21 protein-coding genes are annotated in these 24091 nt (G+C 73.7%); 5 read left to right on the top strand and 16 right to left on the bottom strand.

The genetic code is table 11. The annotated features are described in order from the left end of the window. Positions 1-326: 326 nt before the first annotated feature. The 3 genes from OIE12_RS17665 to OIE12_RS17655 all read left to right on the top strand — a co-directional run bounded on the left by OIE12_RS17665 (position 327) and on the right by OIE12_RS17655 (position 4358). On the top strand, positions 327-1079 hold the full coding sequence (locus tag OIE12_RS17665) for a GntR family transcriptional regulator (protein ID WP_329136457.1): 753 nt from the start codon (positions 327-329) through the stop codon (positions 1077-1079). After that, positions 1076-3628 carry a dolichyl-phosphate beta-glucosyltransferase gene (locus OIE12_RS17660; RefSeq protein WP_329136455.1) on the top strand — a complete coding sequence of 851 codons (2553 nt, stop codon included), beginning with the start codon at positions 1076-1078 and terminating at the stop codon, positions 3626-3628. The genes OIE12_RS17665 and OIE12_RS17660 overlap by 4 nt, the downstream gene beginning before the upstream one ends. Before the next feature lie 79 nt (positions 3629-3707). Beyond that, positions 3708-4358: a hypothetical protein gene (locus OIE12_RS17655; RefSeq protein WP_329136453.1), complete on the top strand. Its 651-nt coding sequence runs from the start codon at positions 3708-3710 to the stop codon at positions 4356-4358. Between the two features lie 50 nt (positions 4359-4408). Here OIE12_RS17655 and OIE12_RS17650 read toward each other — a convergent pair whose 3' ends face one another. Next, positions 4409-5152, bottom strand: a complete 744-nt coding sequence (locus OIE12_RS17650) for an SDR family oxidoreductase (protein WP_329136451.1) — start codon at positions 5150-5152, stop codon at positions 4409-4411. A gap of 127 nt (positions 5153-5279) precedes the next feature. Here OIE12_RS17650 and OIE12_RS17645 point away from each other — a divergent pair, with 127 nt between their 5' ends. Continuing rightward, a complete protein-coding gene (locus OIE12_RS17645; RefSeq protein WP_329136450.1) occupies positions 5280-5891 on the top strand; it encodes a TetR/AcrR family transcriptional regulator in 612 nt (203 codons plus the stop codon). Between the two features lie 87 nt (positions 5892-5978). Here the strand turns inward: OIE12_RS17645 and OIE12_RS17640 are convergent, their stop codons facing one another. Continuing rightward, entirely contained in the window at positions 5979-7262 is a 1284-nt protein-coding gene (locus tag OIE12_RS17640) for an adenylosuccinate synthase (RefSeq protein ID WP_329136448.1), read from the bottom strand. Positions 7263-7450: 188 nt separating this feature from the next. Here OIE12_RS17640 and OIE12_RS17635 point away from each other — a divergent pair, with 188 nt between their 5' ends. Further along, entirely contained in the window at positions 7451-8383 is a 933-nt protein-coding gene (locus OIE12_RS17635) for a diacylglycerol kinase (RefSeq protein WP_329136446.1), read from the top strand. Positions 8384-8459: 76 nt separating this feature from the next. Here OIE12_RS17635 and OIE12_RS17630 read toward each other — a convergent pair whose 3' ends face one another. The 14 genes from OIE12_RS17630 to pyrE form a co-directional block, all read right to left on the bottom strand. Continuing rightward, on the bottom strand, positions 8460-9683 hold the full coding sequence (locus OIE12_RS17630) for a cytochrome P450 (protein ID WP_329136444.1): 1224 nt from the start codon (positions 9681-9683) through the stop codon (positions 8460-8462). Positions 9684-9761: 78 nt separating this feature from the next. After that, on the bottom strand, positions 9762-10457 hold the full coding sequence (locus OIE12_RS17625; RefSeq protein WP_329136442.1) for a response regulator transcription factor: 696 nt from the start codon (positions 10455-10457) through the stop codon (positions 9762-9764). After that, complete coding sequence (locus tag OIE12_RS17620; protein WP_329136441.1) at positions 10454-11806, bottom strand: sensor histidine kinase; 1353 nt, start codon at positions 11804-11806, stop codon at positions 10454-10456. Before OIE12_RS17620 ends, OIE12_RS17625 begins: the two co-directional genes overlap by 4 nt. Before the next feature lie 114 nt (positions 11807-11920). Beyond that, entirely contained in the window at positions 11921-12595 is a 675-nt protein-coding gene (locus OIE12_RS17615; RefSeq protein WP_329136439.1) for a response regulator transcription factor, read from the bottom strand. Beyond that, entirely contained in the window at positions 12592-14115 is a 1524-nt protein-coding gene (locus OIE12_RS17610; RefSeq protein ID WP_329136437.1) for a sensor histidine kinase, read from the bottom strand. Before OIE12_RS17610 ends, OIE12_RS17615 begins: the two co-directional genes overlap by 4 nt. Next, positions 14108-15331 carry an acyltransferase family protein gene (locus tag OIE12_RS17605; RefSeq protein ID WP_329136435.1) on the bottom strand — a complete coding sequence of 408 codons (1224 nt, stop codon included), beginning with the start codon at positions 15329-15331 and terminating at the stop codon, positions 14108-14110. Before OIE12_RS17605 ends, OIE12_RS17610 begins: the two co-directional genes overlap by 8 nt. Continuing rightward, positions 15324-16319, bottom strand: coding sequence for an alpha/beta hydrolase (locus OIE12_RS17600; protein WP_329136433.1), 996 nt, complete (start codon positions 16317-16319; stop codon positions 15324-15326). Before OIE12_RS17600 ends, OIE12_RS17605 begins: the two co-directional genes overlap by 8 nt. Positions 16320-16566: 247 nt before the next feature. Further along, positions 16567-17574 (bottom strand): alpha/beta hydrolase, encoded by a 1008-nt coding sequence (locus OIE12_RS17595; protein WP_329136431.1) that lies wholly within the window; start codon positions 17572-17574, stop codon positions 16567-16569. A gap of 108 nt (positions 17575-17682) precedes the next feature. Continuing rightward, entirely contained in the window at positions 17683-19035 is a 1353-nt protein-coding gene (gene kynU / locus OIE12_RS17590) for a kynureninase (RefSeq protein WP_329136429.1), read from the bottom strand. Then, a complete protein-coding gene (locus OIE12_RS17585) occupies positions 19028-19870 on the bottom strand; it encodes a tryptophan 2,3-dioxygenase family protein (protein ID WP_329136426.1) in 843 nt (280 codons plus the stop codon). The genes kynU and OIE12_RS17585 overlap by 8 nt, the downstream gene beginning before the upstream one ends. A gap of 163 nt (positions 19871-20033) precedes the next feature. Continuing rightward, positions 20034-20447 (bottom strand): DUF3151 domain-containing protein, encoded by a 414-nt coding sequence (locus OIE12_RS17580; protein ID WP_030381970.1) that lies wholly within the window; start codon positions 20445-20447, stop codon positions 20034-20036. Positions 20448-20566: 119 nt separating this feature from the next. Further along, positions 20567-22102 (bottom strand): MFS transporter, encoded by a 1536-nt coding sequence (locus OIE12_RS17575; RefSeq protein ID WP_329136424.1) that lies wholly within the window; start codon positions 22100-22102, stop codon positions 20567-20569. A 217-nt stretch (positions 22103-22319) separates the two neighbouring features. Further along, positions 22320-23351, bottom strand: coding sequence for a class II fructose-bisphosphate aldolase (gene fbaA, locus OIE12_RS17570; RefSeq protein ID WP_329136422.1), 1032 nt, complete (start codon positions 23349-23351; stop codon positions 22320-22322). 182 nt (positions 23352-23533) lie between these two features. After that, positions 23534-24085: an orotate phosphoribosyltransferase gene (gene pyrE / locus OIE12_RS17565; protein ID WP_030381973.1), complete on the bottom strand. Its 552-nt coding sequence runs from the start codon at positions 24083-24085 to the stop codon at positions 23534-23536. Positions 24086-24091: the final 6 nt, after the last annotated feature.

The raw sequence follows: 24091 nt of genomic DNA, 5'->3' as shown, positions 1-24091 counted from the left end.
CCCCCGTGCCTGCAACCCGGCCCGAGAATAGTGACCGGCGCGGTTCACGACCGCGCCGGGCCCGGACCCGGTTCCGTCTCGGTCCGGACCGTGACCAGGTCGGCACACTCTCCCGCCCCGGGCCGGACCGTGACCAGGCCGGCACACTCTCCCGCCCCGGGCCCGCGCGATCCCGCAGCACGGTCCGCCCCTCCCCGCAACCCGTGCAGCGTAAGGTGACGTGCTCGGAGAAAGGTGCGTGCCTCGCGCGTACGTACGTTTCGCGGACGCACGTCCCCCGCGCGCACCCCGCGCGCGACCTCAGCGCGGATGGGAGCGAGGCCAGCATGCCCGGCATCGGCGGCAACGGCGCCGTAACCCGCAGCACCCTGCGGCAGCAGCTCGCGGACGCGCTCCGCGACGAGGTGCTGGCCGGCCGGCTCCAGCCGGGGCAGGAGTTCACGGTGAAGGAGATCGCCGAGCAGTACGGCGTCTCGGCCACCCCGGTCCGCGAGGCGCTGGTCGACCTGTCCGCGCAGGGGCTGCTCGACGCGGTGCAGCACCGCGGCTTCGCGGTGCGCGCGTACTCCCTCGCGGACTACCGCGGCATGCTCCAGGCCCGCGCGCTGGTCACCGACGGCATCTTCCGCCGGCTCACCGCGACCGGCATCGACCTGGACGCCGAGCCCGGCGCGGCCGACGCGCTCGCCGGGGTGCGGCGGCGCGGCGAGGAGGCCCGGCGCGCGGCCGCCGCGGGCGACCTCGACGTGCTCATCGGCTACGACGTCCGCTTCTGGCGCGAGCTGGGCGGGCTGTGCGGCAATCCGTACCTGACGGACTTCCTGCACCGGCTGCGGGTGCAGACCTGGGCGTGCGCGGTGCAGCACCTGCGCCGGATCGCCGCCCCCGGGGGCCGGACGGAGCCCCCGGATCCCGACCGGCCCGCGGGGGCGTCCCCGCTGCGGGGGCTGCTCTGGGCCGGCCACACCGACCTCGTCGACGCGCTGGCCCGCCGCGACCCGGCCGGCGCGCACGCCGTCGTCACCGCGTACGACGCGCACTCCCTGGCCCTGCTGGAACGGCTGGCGGCCGTCGGATGAGCCGGACCGCCGCCCAGGACGTCATAGAGGACATGTCGGCCACCTCCATCGACCTGACGGTCGTCGTGCCCGCGTACAACGAGGAGCGGCGCCTGGCGCCCACGCTGGACGCGATCGTCACGTATCTGAGCAAGAGCGGCGGGGGCGGCGACGGGCGCCCGGACGCGTGGGAGGTGCTCGTCGTGGACGACGGCTCCACCGACGCCACCGGCGAGGTGGTGGCCGGGGCCGCCGCCCGCGATCCGCGCATACGGCTGCTGAGCAGCCCCGCCAACCGCGGCAAGGGGCACGCGCTGCGGCTCGGGGTGCTCGCCTCGCGCGGGCGCCGGGTGCTGGTCACGGACGCCGACCTGGCCGCGCCCATCGAGGAGCTGGACCGCCTGGAGGCCGCCCTCGCCGACGGCCACGCGGCCGCGATCGGCTCGCGGGCGACCGACGGCGCCACGATCGAACGCCACCAGCACCGGATACGGGAACTGCTCGGCCGGGCCGGGAACGTGCTGATACGCCGGGTCGCCGTCCCCGGCATCCGCGACACCCAGTGCGGCTTCAAGCTGTTCGACGGCGACCGCGCGCGCGAGGCGTTCGCCGCCTCCCGGCTCGACGGCTGGGGCATCGACGTGGAGATACTCCAGCACTTCCGGCGCTCCGGCTGGCCCGTCGCCGAGGTGCCGGTGCGCTGGGCGCACCAGCCCGGCTCGAAGGTGCGGCCCCTGGACTACGGCCGCATCCTCGCCGAGCTCGCCGTCCTGAAGGTGCGCGCGGTGCGCCCGGCCGACCTGCTGGTGCCGGTGCTGTTCCTGCTGCTGTCCTTCCTGCTGTACTCCGGCCGCTGGGCGGACCCGAACCACCGCTATCTGCCGGACTCGCTCCAGGACCAGAACCAGTGGGAGTGGTTCTTCGCGGTCACCGCCGACAACATCAGTCACTTGCGCAACCCGCTGTTCACCACCCTCCAGGGCTTTCCGGACGGCGTGAACCTCATGGCCAACACGGTCATGCTGGGGCTGAGCGTGCCGTTCGCGCCGCTCACCCTGTGGCTGGGGCCCGCGGTGTCGCTGGCGCTGGTGATGACGCTGGGGCTCGCCGCGACCGCGACCGCCTGGTACTGGCTGATCGTCAAACGGGTCGTACGGCACCGGGGCGCGGCCTTCGCCGGGGCGGCGCTGGCCACGTTCGCGCCGCCGATGGTCAGCCATGCCAACGCGCATCCCAACTTCGTCGTGCTGTTCATGATCCCGCTGATGATCGACCGGGCGCTGCGGCTGTGCGCGGGCACCCGTGTGGGGCGCGACGGGATCGTGCTCGGCGTGATGACGGCGTACCAGATCTATCTGGGCGAGGAGCCGCTGCTGCTCACCGCGCTGGGGCTCGTGCTGTTCGCGGGCGCCTACGCCGTCGTACGGCGGGACGTGGCGCGGGCGGTGTGGCGGCCGCTGGCGAAGGGGCTGGGGATCGCGGCGGCGGTCTGTCTGCCGCTGGTGTCGTTCGCGCTCTACTGGCAGTTCTTCGGGCCGCAGAGCTACAAGAGCGTGCTGCACGGCGACAACGCGGGCAACAGCCCGCTCGCCCTGATCGCCTTCGCCGAACGCTCACTGGCGGGCGACGCGGACCACGCGAACGCGCTGTCGCTCAACCCGACCGAGCAGAACGCCTTCTACGGCTGGCCGCTGGCGCTGCTCGCGCTCGGCATCGTCGTACGGCTGTGGGACAGGGCGCTGGTCAAGGCGCTGGCGGTGACGGCGGCCGGGGCGGCGCTGCTGTCGCTCGGGCCCGAGATGCGCCTCCCGCTCACGGACACCACGCTGCCGGGGCCGTGGAAGCTGCTCGCGCACCGGCCGCTGTTCGAGTCGGTGATCGAGGGGCGCGTGGCGATGGTGTGCGCGCCGGCGCTCGGCATGCTGCTCGCGCTGGCGTTGGAACGCCTCGCGCCGAAGCCGAAGCCGACGGCGACGGCGACGGCGACGGCCGGGTCCCGTTCCGGTGTCTTCACGGGCGCCCAGATCATCGGCCTGGCGGCCGTCGTCGCCGCGCTGCTGCCGATCGTTCCGGCGCCGCTGAAGACGGTTCCCCGGGAGAAGGTGCCGGCGTTCATCGCGGACGGCACCTACAAGTCGTACGTCGGTGCGGGAGAGACCCTGGTGCCGGTGCCGCTGCCCGACCCCGGGTACGCGGAGGCACTGCACTGGCAGACCGCCGCCGGCCTGGGCTTCAGGCTGCCGGGCGGCTACTTCAACGGCCCCTGGGGACCCGACCGCATCGGCATCTACGGCGCCGTCCCGCGCGCCACGTCCAACCTCTTCAGCGACGTCCGCAACAGCGGCACCGCGCCCAACCTGGAGATCGACAGCTGGCGGCGGCAGGCACGGGCCGACTTCGCCTACTGGAAGGCGGGCGTGCTGGTGCTGGCCCCGCAGGCGAACGACGAGGCGCTGCGCAAGACGGTGCAGGACCTCACCGGCGACCCGGGTACGTGGGTGGGCGGCGTGTGGGTGTGGGACCTGGACGGGAAGGGCACCATAACGACCCGGCCGGGCGGCGACGCCTGACCGGTACCGTACACCCGTTCGTTAGGCTTCCCACGGTCCCCCGTCCCCCTCCCCCACCTTGATCACGAGGAGCTCCCTGTTGGCCTGTGACCTCTGGCTGGTCCCGCTCGTCGACGTGCTGTGCCACACCCCGGACAACCCCTTCGCCGAGGAACTCGCGCTCTACGACAAGGCGCTCGCCGAGGCCGGGATGGGTCCGGTGCCGGTGTACCAGTACATGCCGGGACTGTCCGGGGACGTCGCCCCGGTCGCGGGCTTCGACTACGACGCCCTGCACTTCCTGCGCCGGGCGTATCTGCTCCAGGTGTGCGGGCTCGCGGTGACACCGGTGGACGAACTGGGCGGCGACTACGAGCAGTTGCTGGAGATGTTCGAGGCGAACGCCCAGCGCTCGCACCTGGTCTGGCACTACGACCACGCGGGCGCGTACGTGCCCGTGGAGTTCCCCGTTCCGCTGTCCAACGACGAACTCCTCGCCGGGGGCGGCCCGCTGGGCTCCTCGCACACCCTGCTGCGCGAACTGGAGGCGGTGGCCCCGGCGATCGGCATCGACCCGGCCAACCCCCCGGCCGCGCCGCAGCCCCCGGCGGGCCCCACGGACCTGGAGGAACCGGCCCCCGCGCCCCCGTACGACCCCAGCCCCTTCGCCCGCGAACGCCACGTCTGGCTCGGCCTGCACGCGGCGGCGACGCGAAGCCTGGCACAGGGTTCGATGATCGTCTTCAGCTAGGGCCTGTCTCTCGACTCCCGTCGTTCGCCCGGAGGGCGGGTCCGGCGGCGTCAGGCGGCACCGCCGTTGGCGTAGAGCACCTGGCCGTTGACCCAGCGTGCCGGGCCGGCGAGGAACGCCGTCACCTCGGCGATGTCCTCCGGCGTGCCCAGCCGCTCCATCGGGTTGAGCCCGGCGATGCGCCGGATGTCCTCCTCGCTCTTGCCCTCGAAGAACAGCGGGGTGGCCGTGGGGCCGGGGGCGACGGCGTTGACCGTGATGTCACGGCCGCGCAGCTCCCGGGCGAGGATGAGGGTCATCGCCTCCACCGCGCCCTTGGACGCCGCGTAGGGCCCGTAGGCCGGGAACTGCAGCCGCGTCAGGGAGCTGGAGAAGTTGACGATCGCCCCGCCGGAGCGGACCTGGCGGGCGGCGAGCTGGTTGACGACGAAGGTGCCGCGGACGTTGGTCCGCTGGATGCGGTCGAAGGTGTCCAGGTCCATCTGCGCGATCGGGGCGAGCGGCATGATGCCGGCCGTGTGCGCCAGGACGTCGATGCCGCCGAAGGTCTCGGTGGCGTGCCGGAACATCGCCGCCATCGCCTCGGGGTCGGCGACGTCGCCGCCGAACACCGTGGCCCGCCCGCCCGCGGCGGTGACGGCCCCGGCGACCTCCCGGGCCTTCGCCTCGTTCCCGCTGTAGTGCACGAGCACCGCCGTCCCGTCCGCCGCCAGGCGTTCGACGACGGCCCGGCCGATACCGCCCGATCCGCCGGTGACGACGGCGACGCGCGGGGTGGTCTGGTTCTCAGGCATGGGGGCTCCCAGGTATGTGGACTTGCCGTACACATAACCGTAGCCACATAAAGACGACCTGTCCATTAAACTGGCCGACACCGATCCGGAAGAAGGCCGGAGGAAGGCCGGAAGAAGGAGCGCACGCATGACGGACAAGCCCCTGAACACGCCCCCGCCCCGGCGCGGACGGGGGCGGCGGCCGGCGAAGGAGGTGCGCACGGGAGTGCTGCGGGCCGCCGCCGACCTGCTGCTGCACGAGGGGATCAAGGCGGTGACCTTCGACCGGGTCGCCACGACGGCGGGGTCCAGCAAGATGACCCTCTACAAGTGGTGGCCGTCGGCCGGAGCACTCGCGGCGGAGGCGTTCTTCGCCCACAGCGAGCAGCAGCTGGAGTTCCCGGACACCGGCGACATACGGGCCGACCTCACCTCCCAGCTGCGCGCGTTCGTACGGCTGGTGACACAGGGCAGCACGGGGACGGCCCTCGCGGGGCTGATCGGAGTGGCACAGACCGACCCGGAGCTCTCCGCGGCGTTCTCCCGGCACTACTCCGCGCCGCGCCGGGCGCTGGCACTGGCCGCGTTCGAGCGGGCCCGCGACCGCGGGCAGCTCCGCGCCGACATGGACCTCGGGATCCTCGTCGACCAGCTCTGGGGCGCCTGCTACAACCGCCTGCTCGTCCCCGACGCGCCCCTGGACGAGGAGTACGCCACCGCCCTGGTGAACAACGCGTTGGACGGGGCGGCGGCGCGGTGACGTCAGGCGCGGGCCTCGCTGTGCCGAAGCCGGTGACCGACGGGCGCTGCGGCCGTCGGTCACCGGCTCGGGGGCGGACTGGGCGGGCTAGATGAACGAGTTGATCTCGATCGTCTCGTCCCGCCCCGGGCCGACGCCGATCGCGGAGATCGGGGCGCCGGACATCTCCTCCAGCACCTTCACGTAGCCTTGCGCGTTCTTCGGCAGGTCGGCGAAGGACTTCGCCTTGGTGATGTCCTCCGACCAGCCGGGCAGCGTCTCGTAGATCGGCTTCGCGTGGTGGAAGTCGGACTGCGAGTACGGCAGTTCCTCGACGCGCCTGCCGTCGATCTCGTACGCCACGCAGACCGGGATCCGCTCCCAGCCGGTGAGGACGTCGAGCTTGGTGAGGAAGAAGTCGGTCAGGCCGTTGACGCGGGTCGCGTAGCGGGCGATGACCGCGTCGAACCAGCCGCAGCGGCGGTCGCGGCCGGTGGTGACGCCCCGCTCGCCGCCGATGCGGCGCAGCGCCTCGCCGTCCTCGTCGAACAGTTCGGTCGGGAACGGGCCGGCGCCGACACGGGTCGTGTACGCCTTGAGGATGCCGATGACCCGGGTGATCTTCGTGGGACCGACGCCGGTGCCGGTGCAGGCGCCGCCCGCGGTCGGGTTGGACGAGGTCACGAAGGGGTACGTGCCGTGGTCGATGTCCAGCAGCGTGCCCTGGCCGCCCTCGAAGAGGACGACCTTGCCGTCGTCGAGCGCGTCGTTCAGCACCAGGGTGGTGTCGGCGACGTACGGCTTGAGGCGGTCGGCGTGGGTGAGCAGCTCCGTGACGACCTGGTCGACGGCGATCGCGCGGCGGTTGTAGAGCTTGGTGAGGATCTGGTTCTTGACGTCGAGCGCCGCCTCGACCTTCTGGGTCAGGATCGACTCGTCGTACAGGTCCTGCACCCGGATGCCGACCCGGTTGATCTTGTCGGCGTAGGTCGGGCCGATGCCCCGGCCGGTGGTGCCGATCTTGCGCTTGCCGAGGAACCGCTCCGTCACCTTGTCGACGGTCACGTTGTACGGCGTGATGATGTGGGCGTTGCCGCTGATCAGGAGCTTGGACGTGTCGACGCCTCGCTCGTTCAGCCCGTTCAGCTCGGAGAACAGGACCGACGGGTCGACGACGACGCCGTTGCCGATGACCGGCGTGCACTCCGGGGTGAGGATTCCGGAAGGGAGGAGGTGGAGCGCGTACTTCTGGTCGCCCACGACGACCGTGTGGCCGGCGTTGTTGCCGCCCTGGTAACGCACCACGTAGTCCACGGAGCCACCGAGCAGGTCGGTCGCCTTTCCCTTGCCCTCGTCACCCCACTGAGCACCGAGCAGCACAAGTGCGGGCACGCGCGTACACCCCTTCCGGGCGGGGCATGTCCAAGGTCGGGGGCGTACGGGCACCACCATGTGCCGCGCACCCCGGCGACCTTCGTCGGCCGCGCACCGCCGGACCCGGATGCCCCGGTATAGACGAAGCCCCTGGCGCAATAGCGCAAGGGGCTCTTGCACAAAGATGCTACCCGAGGAAGCGAGGCATGGCCGAGGTGGCGACTACCGCGATGACTTCCGCGACCCCTTCCGCGACGTCCGAACAGCTTCTGGTGGTCGTGGACGCGGCCGCCCGGCACACCGACGGGGAGTCTGTACGGATCGCGAAGGACGTGCTCAGCGCGGGGGCGGCCACCAAGGTGTGCCTGCCGGACGGGCCGGAGGAGTTCGCCCGGGCGCTGCTGCGGCGGGGCCCGCGCCGCCCGGTGGTGGTGGGCGACGACCGGGCGCTGCTGCGGACGGTGGCCCTGCTGCACCGGCGGCGGGAACTGGCCGGATGCGCGGTGTCGGTGGTGCCGGTGGGCGGTCGGGTGGCGCTCGCCCGGTCGCTGGGGGTGCCGGGGGGCGCGGTGGCGGCGGCGCGGGCGGTCCTCGACGGGCGGGAGCGGCGCCTCGACCTGCTGGTGGACGACAGTGACGGGGTGGTGCTGGGCGGCGTGCGCATCCCCTCCGGGGCCGGGGCCGCCCCGGCGGACGGCGGCCCGGAGGACGGGTGGGGGCCGGAGGCGGGGCCGACGGGAGGTGCGGCGGGGCGCGCGGCGGTGGGCCGGCCGCGGCCCTGGCTGCGGACCTGCCGCTCCCTGGTGCGGACGCTGGCCGCCCGCCCGGCCCGGCCCGGCGGCGAGGGGCCGCAGCGGCTGCGGGTGGAGGTCGACGGCGAGACGGTGGTGGACCTGGACCAGCCGCTTCAGTCGGTGACGGTACGGCTCGGGGGCGCGGGCGGCCTGGTGGCGGTGGAGCTGCGCCCGGTGGCCCTGGGCGCGGCGGTGGAACCCCTGCGGGCGACGGGCCGCCGGGTCACGGTGTCCGGCGCCGACTTCCACTACGGCGCGGACACGGTCCCGTCCGGCCCCGTACGGACCCGGACGTGGGTGGCACGGGAGGGCGCGTGGGGGCTGACGTTGCCGGGAGGCGGGTGACGGCGCGGGCGCGCCGGGGGCGCTGACGGCGCGCCCGGGGCCCCGTGCGCGCCACCGCGCTGCCTCGGCCCGAGCCTCAGCCGACCTCCACGGTCAGGCCCTCCAGGCCGCGCATGACGAAGTTCGGCTTGCGGACCGGTTCCGCCGCGGGGCGCAGGGTGGGGGCGCGGGTCAGGAGGGCGGTCATGGAGGCCGCCAGTTCCATCCGGGCGAGGGGCGCGCCGATGCAGTAGTGGATGCCGGCGCTGAAGGAGATGTGCGGGTTGTCGCGGCGGGCGAGGTCCAGGGTCTCCGGGGCCTCGAACACCTCGGGGTCGTGGTTGGCCGACCCGAACAGCAGGGCGAGTTCCGCGCCCCTCGGGATCACCGTGCCGTCGATCTCGATCTCGTCGAGCACCCAGCGCTCGAACAGCTGGAGCGGGGTGTCGTAGCGCAGCAGCTCCTCGACGGCGGAGGGGACCAGGGAGTGGTCCGCGCGCAGGGCCGCCAGCTGCCCGGGGTGACGGAACAGGGCCCACCAGCCGTTGGCGGTGGCGTTGACCGTCGCCTCGTGGCCCGCGTTCAGCAGCAGGACGGCGGTGGAGATCATCTCCTGCTCGGTGAGCCGGTCGTCCTCGTCGTGGGCCGCGATCAGCCCCGAGATCAGATCCTCGCCGGGGTCCTTGCGGCGGGCCGCGATCAGACCGCGCAGATACTCGGAGAACTCCACCGACGCCCGCACCGCCCGCCGTGCCGTCTCCTCGGACGGGTTCAGCTCGTACATCCCGCAGATGTCGGCCGACCAGGGCCGCAGCGGGGCCCGGTCGGACTCCGGGATGCCGAGCATCTCGGCGATCACCGCGACCGGAAGCGGTTCGGCCACGTCCGTCAGCAGATCGCCGGCGCCCGCCGCCACCAGCCGGGCCACCAGCTCGTCCGCGAGCCCGTGCACATACGGGCGCAGCCGCTCCACCGTGCGCGGGGTGAACGCCTTCGACACCAGCCGCCGGATCCGGGTGTGGTCCGGCGGCTCCAGGTCGAGCATGCCGTGGTCGTTGAGCGTGTGGAACGGCTCGTGCTCCGGCGGGGGCGGGGTGCGGCCGAACTCCTCGTACGAGAAGCGGTGCAGATGCGTCCGGCCGAGCCGTCGGTCCCGCAGCAGCGCCGAGACGTCCGCGTGGTGCGGCACCAGCCACTGGCCGCTCGGCTCGTAGTACAGCACCCGGCCCCGGGCGCGCAGCTCGGCGAAGGCGGGGTACGGGTCGGCGACGAACCCCGGGTCCCAGGGGTCGAATGCCAGGTCGGACACAACGGCAGCCATGCGGCGACGCTAACCGAGCGGGACCCCGGCTGACCAGGCCCGGGTTCCGGCTGAGGAAGGTCCTGCCGTGCCGCCGCGTCAGCCCGGCGTGACCAGCCGGGCCTCGTAGGCGAAGACCGCCGCCTGCGTACGGTCGCGCAGCCCCAGCTTCACCAGGACCCGGCTCACATGCGTCTTGATCGTCGACTCGGCGACCACCAGCCGTCCCGCGATCTCCGCGTTGGACAGCCCCTGCGCGATCAGCACCAGCACCTCCGTCTCCCGCTCGGTCAGTTCCCCGTACGCGCCCCGGGCCACCGCCGGCAGCTTCGGGGCGTCGGCCAGCCGGGAGAACTCGGTGATCAGCCGCCGGGTCACCGAGGGCGCGAGCAGCGCCTCCCCCGCCGCCACCACTCGCACCCCGTCGGCCAGTTGCCGCGCCGAGGCGTCCTTGAGCAGGAACCCCGACGCCCCCGCCCGCAGCGCCTGGTACACGTACTCGTCCAGGTCGAACGTGGTCAGCACCAGCACCTTCGTCCGCCCGTCGGCCGCGACGATCTCCCGCGTCGCCTCGATGCCGTTCAGTTCCGGCATGCGGATGTCCATCAGCACCACGTCCGGGGCCAGCGCCCTGACCCGCTCCACCGCCTCCCTCCCGTTGACCGCCTCCCCGACGACCTCCATGTCCGGCATCGCGTTGAGCAGGACCGAGAAGCCCTCGCGCACCATCATCTGGTCGTCCGCGATCACGATCCGTATCGCGGGCCGGCCGCCCGCCGCCGCCCCGTCCGTCACGCGTCGTCCTCGGCGGCCGTGGTGACCGTGGCGACCGGCAGGAACACCGCCACCTCGTACCCCCCGTCATCGGCCGGGCCTGCCGTCATCTCCCCACCGAGCATGGTGACCCGCTCCCGCATCCCCGTGATGCCGTGCCCGGCGCCGGGCGAGGGCTTGACCAGGGACGGCTGCGGCGCCGGGCCGTTGACCACACGCAGCCCGAGTCCGCCGAGCACATACCCGATCTCCACCCGGGCGCCCGCCCCCGGCGCGTGCCGCAGACTGTTGCTCAGCGCCTCCTGCACGATCCGGTACGCCGACAGCTCCACGCCCTGCGGCAGCTCCCGCACCGCGCCCGTCACCACCTTCTCCACCGCGAGGCCGGCCTCCCGCACATTGGCGAGCAGCGCGTCCAGCTCGGCCAGGGTGGGCTGCGGGGCGTCCGGGGCCTCGTAGTCCTCCGCGCGGACGACACCGAGGACGCGCCGCAGCTCGGTCAGTGCCGCCACCGCGTTCTCCCGGATGGTGGCGAAGGCCTTCTCCAGCTCGGGCGGCGGGTCCTGGACCCGGTAGGGGGCGGCCTCGGCCTGGATGGCGACGACCGACATGTGGTGGGCGACCACGTCGTGCAGTTCCCGGGCGATGGTGGTGCGCTCCTCCAGCAGGGTGCGCCGGGAGCGCTCCTGCGCGGTCTGCGTCTGCTCGGCGGTGACCCGCCGCTCGGCGGTCCGGCGTATGTGCCAGACGGTGACCGCGAGGAGGAGGAAGGCGGCGATCACCAGCAGCGGCGCGGCGTTGGCGGCGTAGTGGTCCGCGCCGAAGAGCACCTCGACCGTCAGGCCGTAGACCGCGGTCAGCAGCCACATCCACCGCGCCGTGCGGGGGCTCGTGCGTATCGCCACGACGGTGAGCACCGTCAGATGGCAGACGAAGGAACCGGTCGCCCAGGGCCAGTCGCTCCAGGCGTCGACCAGCAGCCCGGCGAGCGGGGTCGCCGCCATGGACAGCCAGAAGGCGCCGACGGGCCGCACCAGGGTCAGCAGCACCGGTGCCAGCGCCAGGAAGGAGGCCAGCAGGGACGACGGCTGGTGGTCCTGCGTCTTGCCGGTGGCGAGCACCGCCAGCACGCCGGCCGCCACCACCAGGGCGTGCGGGATCCAGGTCGCGTACTCCTGGGCCCTGCCGGTCAGCCGGCCGGTCAGCGGGCCGTCGGTGCGCAGCCGCGGCAGCGGCCGGTAGGCGAAGGCGTCGTGGAAGAGGTCCTGCCGCAGTCCGCGCAAGATGCCTGCGGCCATCTGGAGTTCCGGGCTGTGCGGCGCGGCACCGCTCCCCGGTGGGATCACTCGCGTCTGGGTCGTCTCGGTCACGTGAAAGACGGTAGGCGGAGGGCGGGGTCACCGTCGTCACCACCGGGAGGGGTTCCCGGGCCTCCCTCTCAAGTACTACGGGGTGGAGAGCGAGGGGAAGTCCTCGGCGGCAGATCAGTACCCGGAGGGGCGGACCACGCCCGACTCGAAGGCGTACACCGCCGCCTGCGTGCGGTCGCGCAGGCCGAGCTTCACCAGGATGCGGCCCACGTGCGTCTTCACCGTCTGCTCGGCCACGCAGAGCCGCTCGGCGATCTCCGCGTTGGACAGCCCCTGCGCGATCAGGGCGAGGACCTCCGTCTCCCGCTCGGTCAGGGAGCCGACGCGTTCCTTCAGCGGGGCGCGGGGCCCGGACCGCAGGCGCGTGAACTCGGCGATGAGCTTGCGCGTGACCACCGGCGCGAGCAGGCTGTCGCCCGCCGCCACCACCCGTACCGCCTCCGCCAGCTGGTCGGCGGAGGCGTCCTTGAGCAGGAACCCGGAGGCGCCGGCGCGCAGCGCGTCGTACACGTACTCGTCGAGGTCGAAGGTGGTCAGCACCAGCACCTTGGTGCCGGGGACGGAGCGGGTGACCCGCTCGGTGGCGTCGATGCCGCCGAGCCGGGGCATGCGGATGTCCATCAGCACGACGTCCGGGGCGAGTTCGGCCGTCTTCTCCACCGCGTCCAGGCCGTCCACCGCCTGGCCGACGACCTCGATGTCGGGCTGGGCGTTGAGCAGCACCGTGAAGCCCTGGCGGACCATCATCTGGTCGTCGGCGATCATGACGCGGATCGTGCTGCTCGTCATCGGCTCCCTCTCCCGGTGGCTCTGCCGGTGTCCTTGCCCGCGGCCTTCCCCATGGCCCTGCCCGTGCTCCCGCCCGCCGCCTCCGCCGCGGTGTCCGCCACGGAGCCGCCGGCCGGGCCGGGCAGGAACGCCTCCACGAGGAAACCGCCCTGCGGGGTCACGGTCGCGATCAGGGTGCCACCCAGCATCGTGGTCCGCTCCCGCATTCCCAGCAGTCCGTGTCCGGCGCCCGGGGACGGCGGGGCGGCCCGGGTGGGACGCGAGTTGACGACCCGCACCTGCAACCCCTCGGGCTGGTGGTCGAGTTCGACCACGACCCGGGAACCCGGCGCGTGCCGCAGCGCGTTGCTGAGCCCCTCCTGCACGATCCGGTACGCCGACAGCTCCACGCCCGGCGGCAGCGGCCGGCGTCGCCCGGTCACCCCCGTGCTCACCGCCAGACCGGCGGCGCGGATGTTGTCCACCAGCGCGCCCACGTCGTCGAGGGTGGGCTGCGGGGCGTCGGGGGCCGTACCGCCGCCGGTGCCGAAGCCGTGGGCGTCGCCCGGGTGTTCCGAGCGCAGCAATCCCAGCACCCGGCGCAGTTCGGTGAGGGCCTCCAGGGCGTTGCCTCGGATGCCCTCCGCGTTCTCCCTGAGCTCGGCGGAGGGGTTCTCCACCAGATGCGGGACGACCTGGGCCTGTATGGAGATCACCGACATGTGGTGGGCGACCACGTCGTGCAGTTCGCGGGCGATGCGGCTGCGCTCCTCCAGTACCGTGCGGCGGGCCCGTTCCTCGGCGGTGAGCGTGGCCTGTTCGACCAGCTGCGTCCGGGCCACCCGGCGGCCGCGCAGGGCGGTGCCGAGCAGCGCGACCGTGGCGAACACCACCACCGCCAGCAGCCCCGTCGCCGAGTAGACCGACGCCCCCTGTATCCCCTCGATGAGGTACGTCATCAGCGCGGTCAGCACCAGCACCTCGCCGGAGACCCGGCCGGGCGCCCGCAGCGCGAGCAGCAGCAGCACGAGGGCGTGCCCCGCTATCGCCACCGGGGTCCACGGCCAGGGCGCGTGGTACCCCGAGCCGGGCAGCATGACCGAGGACGGGCCCGAACGGACGGCCTCGGCGGTGACGAGCGTGACCGCCAGCGACAGCCACCAGGCGGGCACGGGACGCCACAGCGCCATCACCACCGCCACGCCCTGCAGAATGCCGAGCGACGTACCGAACGCGGAGGTCAACCGGTAGCTGTCGGTCAGCAGCGCCACGGAGGCGAGCGCCAGATAGACGGCGAGCACGATCACCACGCCGTGCGGGAACCGGCGCAGGAAACGCGGGCGCGCCATCGGCGGCAACGGGTCGGCGGCGAATCCGCCCAGGTCCGCGATCAGCGTGCGCCCCCAGCGGCGGGCCCGCGCCAGGGCCCGCTCGGAGAAGGCACGGCCCGCCTCGTCGGCCCCGTCGCGCGGATCCCCCCGGCCCGGCCGGCCCGCTTCGTCGACGTACTGCTCCTCGCCCATTCGGTTCACTCTAGGCATGGTCGGACGCTCCTCGTGTGCGGTGGCCGGGGCGGTGGACGAGAACCACGCGCGAGCCCCCGCCGCCGTTCCGTCCCTTCGGGCGCGCGCGGTGCGGATCCTGTTCGCGGTGGCGGAACGCCGTCCAGCACAGGACCAGTACGCAGCCGAAGACCGGCAGCCAGGCGAGCCGGAACGCGACCCAGCCCAGTGCGTCGGGCCTGGTGTGCAGTCCGGGGAGCCGGCCCGCGAGCAGTCCGAGAGCCGTGGTCGCCATCAGTGACGTCTGGTGCCAGAGGAATATCGTCATCGCCGACAGGTTCACCAGCGTCACCCCCGCCCAGGCCAGGGGCCGCCGCATCATTGCGCGCAGCCGGTCCCGCAGCAGCAGCGCCAGCCCGCACTGTGCCAGGCCGAAGGTGACCGCCGCCAGGGTCGGCGGATCGAGGTTGGACACCGCCGCGCCCGGCACTCCGACCATCGACGCCGGATACCCCGCCCACAGCACCAGCCCCGCCGTCGCCGCCGTGCCCCCGGCCAGCAGCGCCACGGCCGCGCGCCGGCCCGCCAGCTCCCCGCGGGTCCAGGCCGCGCCCAGCGCGTAGGGCACCAGCCACCCCGCCGGCAGGTTCACCCAGCCCAGCCAGGAGGGTCCGCCGAGACCGAAGCGCACCAGATCCACATGGAGGACGACGGCGAGCGGCCACAGCGGGTTCAGCCGGGCCAGCAGCGGGGTCGCCGCGGTCAGCGCGGCGAGGACCAGCAGGAACCACAGCGGGGACAGCGCCAGCTTCACCAGGGTGCGCACCGTGCCCGCGTCGGCGCCGGTAAGCAGCAGGGCGACGGCGGCGACCGTCCACAGCGCGAGCAGGGCCGCCACGGGACGGAACAGCCGCCGCAGCCGGACACCCACCCAGCACCCGTACGGCACTCCCCGGGCGCGGGCGGACGCCTGGCTCCGCGTCGCCACGTGCCCGCCGACCAGGAAGAAGACCGCGAGCGTCTGGAACACCCAGGAGACCGGGGCCAGCCGGGGCATGGACCCCAGGGGGCTCGCCGTGCGCAGCGCACCGCCGTCGGCGACGAGCGCGGTCACCAGCCAGTGGCCCAGCACCACGCCGAGTATCGCGAGGGCCCGCAGTGCGTCGACCGCACGGTCCCGCTCCGCGGGGGTGCCGGCCTCGACCCGGGCGGCGGCGGTGCGGAGCCGTGTCGTGAGCGACGGGGAGTCAGCCACGGCTCACCTCCGTCGTCTCGCCGAGGACGATGTGCGCGAGGTTGTCCAGGGACGTCGAGCCGGGGCGGAAGTAGTCGCTGTGGCCGCCGTCCCCCGCCGCGAAGACCCGGGCGCCGAACTCCGGGGAGACCGGGTCCGTGCCGAAGCCGACCGTCGTGCCGAAGAGGTCGGCGCGCAGGTGGGGCACGTGGGCGATCCAGTCGTCGGCGCCGCGGGCCGCCCACACCCGGGCACGGGTGCCCAGGTCGGCTACGGAGTCCGCGCCGGTGCCGGGGCTGCCGACCAGCGCGATGTCGTCGGCGTCCACGTGTCCGGCGGCGCGGGCGCACACGACCGTGCCGTAGGAGTGGCAGAGGAGGGAGACGTGAGGGGTGCGGCCGGCCGCCACGGTGTGCAGCGTGCGTATGAACGTGCGGAGTTGCCCGGCTCCTTCGTCGGCGCGGGTGGTGGTGAGGGTGGTGGTGCTGAACGTTCTCGGGGCGGCGTAGCCGAGCCAGGCGACCACCGCCGTGCGCGACCGGGGAAGCCGGTCGCGCAGTGCGAGTGCCGTCGCCCGGAAGCGGTCGTAGGTGTCGAGCGTGGTGTCGGAGCCGGGGACCAGGACCGCGACGCGGTCGGCCCTCGCCAGGTTGCCGAACACCTCCACGGCACGGCCGGAGTCCCGGCCGTCGAAGGTGAGGAGGTGCCGGGACGGGGAGGCCAGCGCGCGGTCGTCCGCCGCGCGGTGGCGGTCGCCGTGCGCCTCGGCCATGCGGGCCGCCGTGGCGGCGTTGGCGCGGTTGGCCGCGTAGGTGGCGGCCGTGGTGGCCGCCGTGAGCGGGGGGAGGGTGGCGGGGGCCGGCGCGGGGGTGTGCGGGCGGGCCGCGGCGGAGAGGGGGGCGACGAGGGCGGTGGTGAGCAGTGCGGTGAGGGTGGCGCGGCGTAGGCGGTGCCGTGCGCGATGCCAGGGGCGGCTCCATGGGTGGCGCCGGGGGTGGTGGGTGGTCATGCGGGTGAAGTTACTGAGCGTGAGGGGGCGTTGGCGTCCCGCTGGGGAGCTCAGTTGGGGGGTAGCTCTCAGGTATTACAGGTATTACGGGGTGGGTGGGATATGGGGTGAGTGGGGGGCTTTGGGGCGGTGGTGAGTGGGGGGCTTTGCGTTGTGGGGTGAGTGCGGGTGGGTTGTGGCTGGTCGCGCACTCGCGGCAAAGCCGCGCGACCAGCCACAGCCCCGCGCCCTCCGCGGAGCGCGGTCCTCACCAAGCCAGTTGGGCGATCTCCTCCGCCACCACCGCGCAGGCGTCCGCCGAGGGGTCGATCAGGGGGAAGTGGCCGACCTCCTCCAGGAGCGTCAGGCCCACCATTTCGCCCGCCTTGGCCGCCGCGTCCGCGTAGGACTCCGCGACCGCCTGGGGGACGACGACGTCCGTGCGGCCCTGTACCAGCGTGGTCGCGATGCCGGTCGGCAGCAGCAGGGCCGGGTCCGCGTACGGGCGGCGCAGGGCGAAGTGCTCGTCGCCGCCGAGCAGTTGGCGGGCGGCGCCCTCGCACACCGACAGCTTCTCGGCGACCTCCAGGTCGGCCACCGGGGCGAGCGCGACCACCCCGCGCAGCGGGGCCGGCCGGTCGGTGCGCCAGGCGGCGTCGGCGGGCAGGACGTGCCGGGCCGCGGCCCACAGGGCGAGGTGGCCGCCCGCCGAGTGGCCGGTCAGGACCGTGCGGCGGACGTCCGCCTGCGGGAGGGCCTCGCCGGCGAGCGCGGGCAGCGCGTCCAGTGCCGCCGCCACGTCGTCGAACGTCTCCGGCCACCGCCCGGCGACCGGCGTCGCCCCGGCCCCCGATCCCTCCGACCCGTCCGACCCGTCCGCCCCGTCCGACCCGTCCGCCCCGTCCGTCCCGTCCGACCCGTCCGCGGGGGACGAGACCGGCGCGTCCGTCTCCCCGCGCCGGTACTCCACGTTCGCCACGGCGAAACCGCGACGGGCCAGGAAGTCCGCGAACGGCGTGACGTGCCGGCGGTCGTACCGGGACCGCCAGGCCCCGCCGTGCAGCACCACCACGAGCGGCGCGGACCCCGCCGCCCCGGTCCCGGCCTCCGCCCCGGACAGGACATTTCCGGCCATGTCACGTGGCGCGTAGAAATCGATCACCTGATCGGGGTGAGCGCCGTACGCGGCCGTGGCGTCCGGGGCGACGTGCGGATGTGAGAAGGCGGACGCCTCTTCGGCGGCGTCGCGGGCAGCGGCGGCGGCCTGGTCCGGCATGGTCCAACCTCTCAGCGGCGGTGCGGAATTGGGCTGACGGTGGCCGGTGGGTTTCCGGCCGATGGCCGGGACGGTATCAGCCCGGTGACGTGCGCCCGCACCCGGATGTCACGCTGGGTGAGAGGGGGGCGGTTCCGCCGCGTCCGCCTCCGCCACGACCTCCGCCAGCACCCGGGCCGCCCGCTCCACATCGGCGAAGCCGAGGTACAGCGGGGTGAACCCGAAGCGCAGGACGTCCGGGGCGCGGAAGTCGCCGACCACACCCCGGGCGATCAGCCGCCGCATCACCTCCTCCGCGTCCGGGCAGCGCAGCGCCACCTGGCTGCCGCGCTCCGTGTGCGCGGCCGGGGTCACGGACTCCACCCGGCCCGCCGGCAGATACGTTCCGACGCAGCGCAGGAAGAAGTCCGTCAACGCCAGCGACTTGGCGCGCACCGCCTCGATCCGCACCCCCTCCCACACGTCCAGCGCCGCCTCCAGGGCGAGCATGGACAGGATGTCGGGGGTGCCGACCCGGCCGCGCAGGGCACCGGGCGCCGGCTCGTACTCCGGCCGCATCCCGAACGGACGTACGTGCGAGTTCCAGCCGGGCAGCGGCGAGTCGAAGCGTTCCTGGAGCTCCCGGCGGACGTACAGGAACGCCGGTGCGCCCGGCCCGCCGTTGAGGAACTTGTACGTGCAGCCGACCGCGAGGTCCACGCCGTGCGCGTCGAGGCCGACCGGCAGCGCGCCCGCGCTGTGGCACAGGTCCCAGACGGCGACCGCGCCCGCCGCGTGCACGGCGGCGGTCAGCGCCGGCAGGTCGTGCAGCCGGCCGGTGCGGTAGTCGACGTGGTTCAGCAGCACCGCGGCCGTGCGGTCGCCGCCCTCGCCGAGAGCCGCGGGGACGTCGGCCGGGGCGACCGGGCGGAGGGTGCAGCCGGTCAGCCGGGCGGCGGACGCGGCGATGTAGCCGTCGGTGGGGAAGGTGGTGGCGTCCACCAGGATCTCGTCCCGGTCCCGGTCCCGGTCCCGGTTCCGGTCCCGCTCCTGGTCCCTGTCCGCGGCCGCGCCGCGGCCGGCGCCGCCCCGCGCCAGCCGTACCGCTCCCACCAGCGCCTTGAAGACGTTCACGCTGGTCGAGTCGCCCACCACGATCTGGCCGGGTGCCGCACCCACCAGCGGGGCGATCCGGTCGCCGACCCGCTCCGGCGCCGTCCACCAGCCGCTCTCCTCCCAGGAGCGGATCCGCAGCGCGCCCCACTCCCGGCGTACGACGTCGTCGACGCGCTCGGCGACGCCGACGGGGAGCGCGCCGAGCGAGTTGCCGTCGAGATAGACGGCGGCGCCGCCCGGCGTCCCGTCGGGGGTTTCGAGGACGAACCTGGCGCGCAGGGGGGCCAGTTCGTCCTCGGCGTCCAGCTTCTCGGCGCGCGCGGACAGCTCGGACCCGGCTTGCTCGGACACCGCGGACTCAGACATGGGACCTCGCCGTCCACAGCTCGGGGAAGACGTTGTGGCGCGCGCGCTTCTCCAGCCAGGCGACGCCTGCCGAGCCGCCCGTGCCGGCCTTGGCGCCCATGGCGCGCCGGGTGGCGACGAGGTGGTCGTTGCGCCAGCGCCACACCAGCTCGGCGACATCGGTCAGCGTCTCGCCGAGGCGGGCGAGCTCGTCCTCCGGGTCGCCCGCGTAGACGGCCGTCCAGGCCTGCTCGACCTCGGCGGACGGCTCGTAGCGCAGCGACACGCCACGGTGGAGCACGGACTCCGGGATCGCGTGGCCCCGGCGGGCCAGCAACCGCACCACCTCGTCGTAGAGGCTCGGCTCGTGCAGCGCCTTCTCCAGCTCGGCGTGGACGCGGGGCGCGCCCCGGTGCGGGACCAGCAGGGACGCGGACTTCTCGCCGAGCAGGAACTCCAGGCGCCGGTACATCGCCGACTGGAAGCCGGAGCCCTCGCCGAGGGCGGAACGGTACGAGTTGAACTGCGCCGGGGTGAGGTGCGCGAGCGGGGTCCAGGAGGCGTTGAGCGCCTCCAGCTCCCGTATCGAACGCTTGAGCGCGGCGATCGCGGTGGGGACGTCGTCCGCGCTGCGCAGGGCGTGCGCGGCGGTCTCCCACTCGTGGACGATCACCGTGAACCACAGCTCCATGACCTGGGTCGTGACCAGGAAGACCATCTCGCCGGGGTCCTCGGAGAGGGGGTGCTGGAGGTGGGTGAGCACGTCGGCCCGGACGTAGTCCTCGTAGGGGGTCGTGCCGTCGAAGTCGAGATGCGGGGTCTCGGGCTCGTGGGGCTCGTGAGCCGGTTGGGACATCGCTGTCTCCTGTGTTGCTCCGGGTAGCGGTCCGCCCCTGCCGATGCCGGCACGGGGGCCCCGGTCCCCAACGGCATCCTCCGCAATCGGCCGGGGGCTCGCAAGGTGCCGAAGATCCGCGAGGTCCGCCCGCGCATGTGCGGGGGCGGACCCTTTGTACGGGTCAGCCCAGCGTCTTCGCCGCCGTCTCCGAGGAGTCCTTCAGGAACTGGCTGCAGCGCTCGTACTCCTCCCGCTCGCCGATCGACTCGGCGGCGCGGGCGAGGGCGTGCAGGGCGCGCAGGAAGCCGCGGTTCGGCTCGTGCTCCCAGGGCACCGGGCCGTGCCCCTTCCAGCCGCTGCGGCGCAGCGCGTCGAGGCCGCGGTGGTAGCCCGTACGGGCGTAGGCGTACGACTCGACGACGCTGCCGCGCTCGAAGGCCTCGTCGGCGAGGCGGGCCCAGGCGAGGGAGGACGTGGGGTACTTGGCGGCGACGTCGGCGGGGGAGGTGCCGGTGGCGAGCAGCTCGCGGGGCTCCGGGTCGTCGGGGAGGTGGGTCGGGGGCGGGCCCCCGAGGAGGTTCTCGTGAATGGACATGCCTCACAGTCTGCGGGACGCAGCCCTCCGGGGGTGAGCGGGGAGGGGGTGAGCGGGGAGGGGGTGAGCGGGGAGGGGGTGACTGTGGGGCTTGGGGTGCCCCCTGGCTTTGGCCGCTTCTAGCTCGGGGGGTTGTCGATCGCGGGCGGGTGCGGGTCGTGCCGTGGTTGCTCGCGCCGTTCCTCGCGCTCCTTGTGGGGCGCCGGTGGTTCCAAGGGCGGCGTGGTGACGTTGCCGTGGTGGGTGCATTCGGGGTGGGCGCAGTCGGCGGGCGGCCGGCGGATCGTGGCGGCGGCCAGCAGCGCGCCCGCCGCGAGGACGGCGGCGCAGATCGGCATGGCGTGGCCGAACGCCGTGTCGAAGGCGTCGGGCGAGCGGTAGGCCTCGTCGTCCATGCCGGTCAGCAGGGGCAGGGCCGCCACCGCCACGAGGCCGGCGGCGCGGGCGGCCGCGTTGTTGATGCCGCTCGCCAGGCCGGCCCGGCCGGCGTCCACGGACGCCAGGACCGTCGCCGTCAGGGGTGCCACCAGGGTGACCATGCCGGCGCCCATCACCAGCAGCGCGGGCAGCACGTCGGTGAGGTACGCCGCGTCCTTCCCCACCCGCAGCATCAGCAGCATCGCGGCCGCGCACAGCAGCGGGCCGACGGTGAGCGGGAGCCGCGGGCCGATCCGCTCCGCCAGCGCGCCGGAGCGGGCCGAGAAGAGCAGCATCAGGGCGGTCGTGGGCAGCATGGCCGTGCCGGCCTTCAGCGGTGAGTAGCCGGAGACCACCTGGAGTTGCAGTGCGGTCAGGAAGAAGAAGCCGCCGAAGGCGGCGTACACGCACAGCGTCACCAGGTTGACGGCGGTGAACTGGCGCGAGGCGAAGATCGACGGCGGCATCATCGGGTCCGGGGCGCGTCGTTCGACGTGGAGGAAGCCGATGCCCGCCGCCACGCCCGCGAGGGCGGTGAGCGCGACGGTCAGGGAGCCCTGGCGGGCCTCGACGAGGGCGTACGTCACCAGGGCGAGCGCGAGGGCGCCGAGGGTGGCGCCGAGCAGGTCGAAGCGGCCGTGGGCGCGCTCGTCGGAGGACTCCGGGACGTGCCGCAGGGCGACCGGGACGCAGATCAGGGCGAGGGGGACGTTGAGCAGGAACACCCAGCGCCAGCCGGGGCCGTTGACCAGCCAGCCGCCGAGGAACGGGCCGACGGCGGCGCCGATGCCGCCGAAGCCGGACCAGATGCCGACCGCCCGCGCGCGGTCCTCCGGGGGGAAGGAGGCCTGGATGAGGGCGAGCGAGCCGGGGGTGAGGAGGGCGCCGCCGATGCCCTGGAGGGCGCGGGCGGCGATGAGGATGCCGGGGGTGGGGGCGAGGCCGCACGCGAGGGAGGCGGTGGCGAACCACGTCACGCCGAGGACGAAGACGCGGCGGCGGCCGTATCTGTCGCCCAGGGAGCCGCCGAGGAGGATGAGGGCGGCGAGGGTGAGGAGGTAGGCGTTGACGGTCCACTGGAGGGCGGTGAGGGGGGCGTTCAGGTCGCGGCCGATGCGGGGGAGGGCGACGTTGACGACGGTGCTGTCCAGGAGGGCCATGCTGGAGCCGAGGACGGTGGTGAGGAGGATCCAGCGGGCGGTGGAGGTGGGGAGGGGGGTGCCGGGGGGTGCGGCCATGGGGGGATCATCCCGCAGGGGCGGGGGTGGCACCAGACGGCTCCGCCGGGGTGCGGTTGTCGGCGCCGGCCGGGGGTTCGGCTCCGTCGGGGGGCGCGGGAGAGCTCGGGTGGGTGGGGTCGTTCGGCGAGTGCGGGTGGGTGGGGGGGTTCTCGCGCAGTTCCCCGCGCCCCTGAAGGCAGGGGCGCGGGGGACTTTCACGGGTGCTGGTGTGCTGTTACTTGATCTTCGTGCCCGTGGAGCGGAGGTGGCCGCAGGCTGTTACCACTCGCTGGGACATGCCGGCCTCGGCGAGCTTGCCCCAGGTCCGGGGGTCGTAGGTCTTCTTGGAGCCGACCTCGCCGTCGACCTTGAGGACGCCGTCGTAGTTCCTGAACACGTGGTCGACGACGGGGCGCGTGAAGGCGTACTGCGTGTCCGTGTCGATGTTCATCTTCACCACGCCGTTCTCCAGCGCCGTGCGGATCTCCTCCTCCGTGGAGCCGGAGCCGCCGTGGAAGACGAAGTCGAAGGGCTGGCTGCCGGCCGGCCGGCCGTACTTCGCGGCCACGCCCTCGTTCAGCTCCTTCAGCAGCTCCGGGCGGAGCACGACGTTGCCCGGCTTGTACACGCCGTGCACGTTGCCGAAGGACGCGGCCAGCAGGTAGCGGCCCTTCTCGCCCAGGCCGAGGGCCTCGGCGGTGCGGGTCACGTCGTCGACCGTCGTGTAGAGGGAGTCGTTGATCTCGTGCGAGACGCCGTCCTCCTCGCCGCCGGTCGGGGTGATCTCGACCTCGAGGATGATCTTCGCGGCGGCGGCGCGGCCCAGCAGCTCCTGCGCGATGGCGAGGTTGTCGGCCAGCGTCTCGGCCGAGCCGTCCCACATGTGGGACTGGAACAGCGGGTTGCGGCCGGCCTTGACCCGCTCCTCCGACACCGCGAGCAGCGGCCGCACGTACCCGTCGAGCTTGTCCTTCGGGCAGTGGTCGGTGTGCAGCGCGATGTTCACGTCGTACTTCTCGGCGACGATGTGCGCGAACTCGGCCAGGGCGACCGCGCCGGTCACCATGTCCTTGTTGTGCTGGCCGCCGAGGAACTCCGCGCCGCCCGTGGAGATCTGGACGATGCCGTCGCTCTCCGCCTCCGCGAAGCCGCGCAGCGCCGCGTGCAGGGTCTGGGACGAGGTCACGTTGATGGCCGGGTAGGCGAACTTGCCTGCCTTCGCCCGGTCGAGCATCTCGTTGTAGACCTCGGGGGTTGCGATGGGCATCTGTCCGCTCCTTGTGATGTACGGGATGCGTTCTGCGTACTTACGACCCTGACCTAGGGGGTGACGTCATCGTCGGCCCCATCCTTCCAGACTCGGCCCGATGCGACGGACACCCTGTCCAGCCTGTGGATAACCGGGTCGGTGCGGGCTCGGCGCGGGGCCGGTGCGGGACGGGCGCGGGGCTAGTCCAGGCCCAGTTCGTCCTTGCCGTACGCGTACAGGTACGGCACTCCGGCGCCCTCACGGATCTTCTCGTCGGCGCCCGTGGCGCGGTCGACGATGGTGGCGACGGCGACGACCTCGGCGCCGGCCTCCCGCACCGCCTCCACGGCGGTGAGCGGCGAACCGCCGGTGGTGGAGGTGTCCTCGACGACCAGGACCCGGCGGCCCCTGATGTCCGGCCCCTCGACCCGGCGCTGCATGCCGTGCGCCTTGGCCGCCTTGCGGACGACGAACGCGTCCAGGCGCCGGCCGCGCGCGGCGGCGGCGTGCAGCATCGCGCCGGCGACCGGGTCGGCGCCCATCGTGAGGCCGCCGACGGCGTCGTACTCCAGACCCTCGGTCAGGTCGAGCAGCACCTGGCCGACCAGCGGCGCGGCCTCGCCGTCGAGGGTGACGCGGCGCAGGTCGACGTAGTAGTCGGCCTCCAGGCCGGAGGAGAGGGTCACCTTGCCGTGCACCACGGCCTTGTCCTTGATCTGCCGCAGCAGCGCGCCGCGCACGTCGTCCGTCATCATGGC

Origin of the sequence: Streptomyces sp. NBC_00670, from assembly GCF_036226765.1 — a bacterium.
In the GTDB taxonomy this organism is placed as follows: Bacteria; Actinomycetota; Actinomycetes; order Streptomycetales; family Streptomycetaceae; genus Streptomyces.
This window is presented reverse-complemented; position numbering and strand designations above follow the sequence as displayed.

Excerpts from the sequence above, each read along its gene's own strand:
- OIE12_RS17665 (WP_329136457.1), top strand. The coding sequence starts at position 327 with ATGCCCGGCATCGGCGGCAACGGCGCCGTAACCCGCAGCACCCTGCGG.
- OIE12_RS17660 (WP_329136455.1), top strand. The coding sequence starts at position 1,076 with ATGAGCCGGACCGCCGCCCAGGACGTCATAGAGGACATGTCGGCCACC.
- OIE12_RS17650 (WP_329136451.1), bottom strand. The coding sequence starts at position 5,152 with ATGCCTGAGAACCAGACCACCCCGCGCGTCGCCGTCGTCACCGGCGGA.
- OIE12_RS17645 (WP_329136450.1), top strand. The coding sequence starts at position 5,280 with ATGACGGACAAGCCCCTGAACACGCCCCCGCCCCGGCGCGGACGGGGG.
- OIE12_RS17635 (WP_329136446.1), top strand. The coding sequence starts at position 7,451 with ATGGCCGAGGTGGCGACTACCGCGATGACTTCCGCGACCCCTTCCGCG.
- OIE12_RS17630 (WP_329136444.1), bottom strand. The coding sequence starts at position 9,683 with ATGGCTGCCGTTGTGTCCGACCTGGCATTCGACCCCTGGGACCCGGGG.
- OIE12_RS17615 (WP_329136439.1), bottom strand. The coding sequence starts at position 12,595 with ATGACGAGCAGCACGATCCGCGTCATGATCGCCGACGACCAGATGATG.
- OIE12_RS17610 (WP_329136437.1), bottom strand. The coding sequence starts at position 14,115 with ATGCCTAGAGTGAACCGAATGGGCGAGGAGCAGTACGTCGACGAAGCG.
- OIE12_RS17600 (WP_329136433.1), bottom strand. The coding sequence starts at position 16,319 with ATGACCACCCACCACCCCCGGCGCCACCCATGGAGCCGCCCCTGGCAT.
- OIE12_RS17595 (WP_329136431.1), bottom strand. The coding sequence starts at position 17,574 with ATGCCGGACCAGGCCGCCGCCGCTGCCCGCGACGCCGCCGAAGAGGCG.
- kynU (WP_329136429.1), bottom strand. The coding sequence starts at position 19,035 with ATGTCTGAGTCCGCGGTGTCCGAGCAAGCCGGGTCCGAGCTGTCCGCG.
- OIE12_RS17585 (WP_329136426.1), bottom strand. The coding sequence starts at position 19,870 with ATGTCCCAACCGGCTCACGAGCCCCACGAGCCCGAGACCCCGCATCTC.
- OIE12_RS17580 (WP_030381970.1), bottom strand. The coding sequence starts at position 20,447 with ATGTCCATTCACGAGAACCTCCTCGGGGGCCCGCCCCCGACCCACCTC.
- OIE12_RS17575 (WP_329136424.1), bottom strand. The coding sequence starts at position 22,102 with ATGGCCGCACCCCCCGGCACCCCCCTCCCCACCTCCACCGCCCGCTGG.
- fbaA (WP_329136422.1), bottom strand. The coding sequence starts at position 23,351 with ATGCCCATCGCAACCCCCGAGGTCTACAACGAGATGCTCGACCGGGCG.
- pyrE (WP_030381973.1), bottom strand. The coding sequence starts at position 24,085 with ATGACGGACGACGTGCGCGGCGCGCTGCTGCGGCAGATCAAGGACAAG.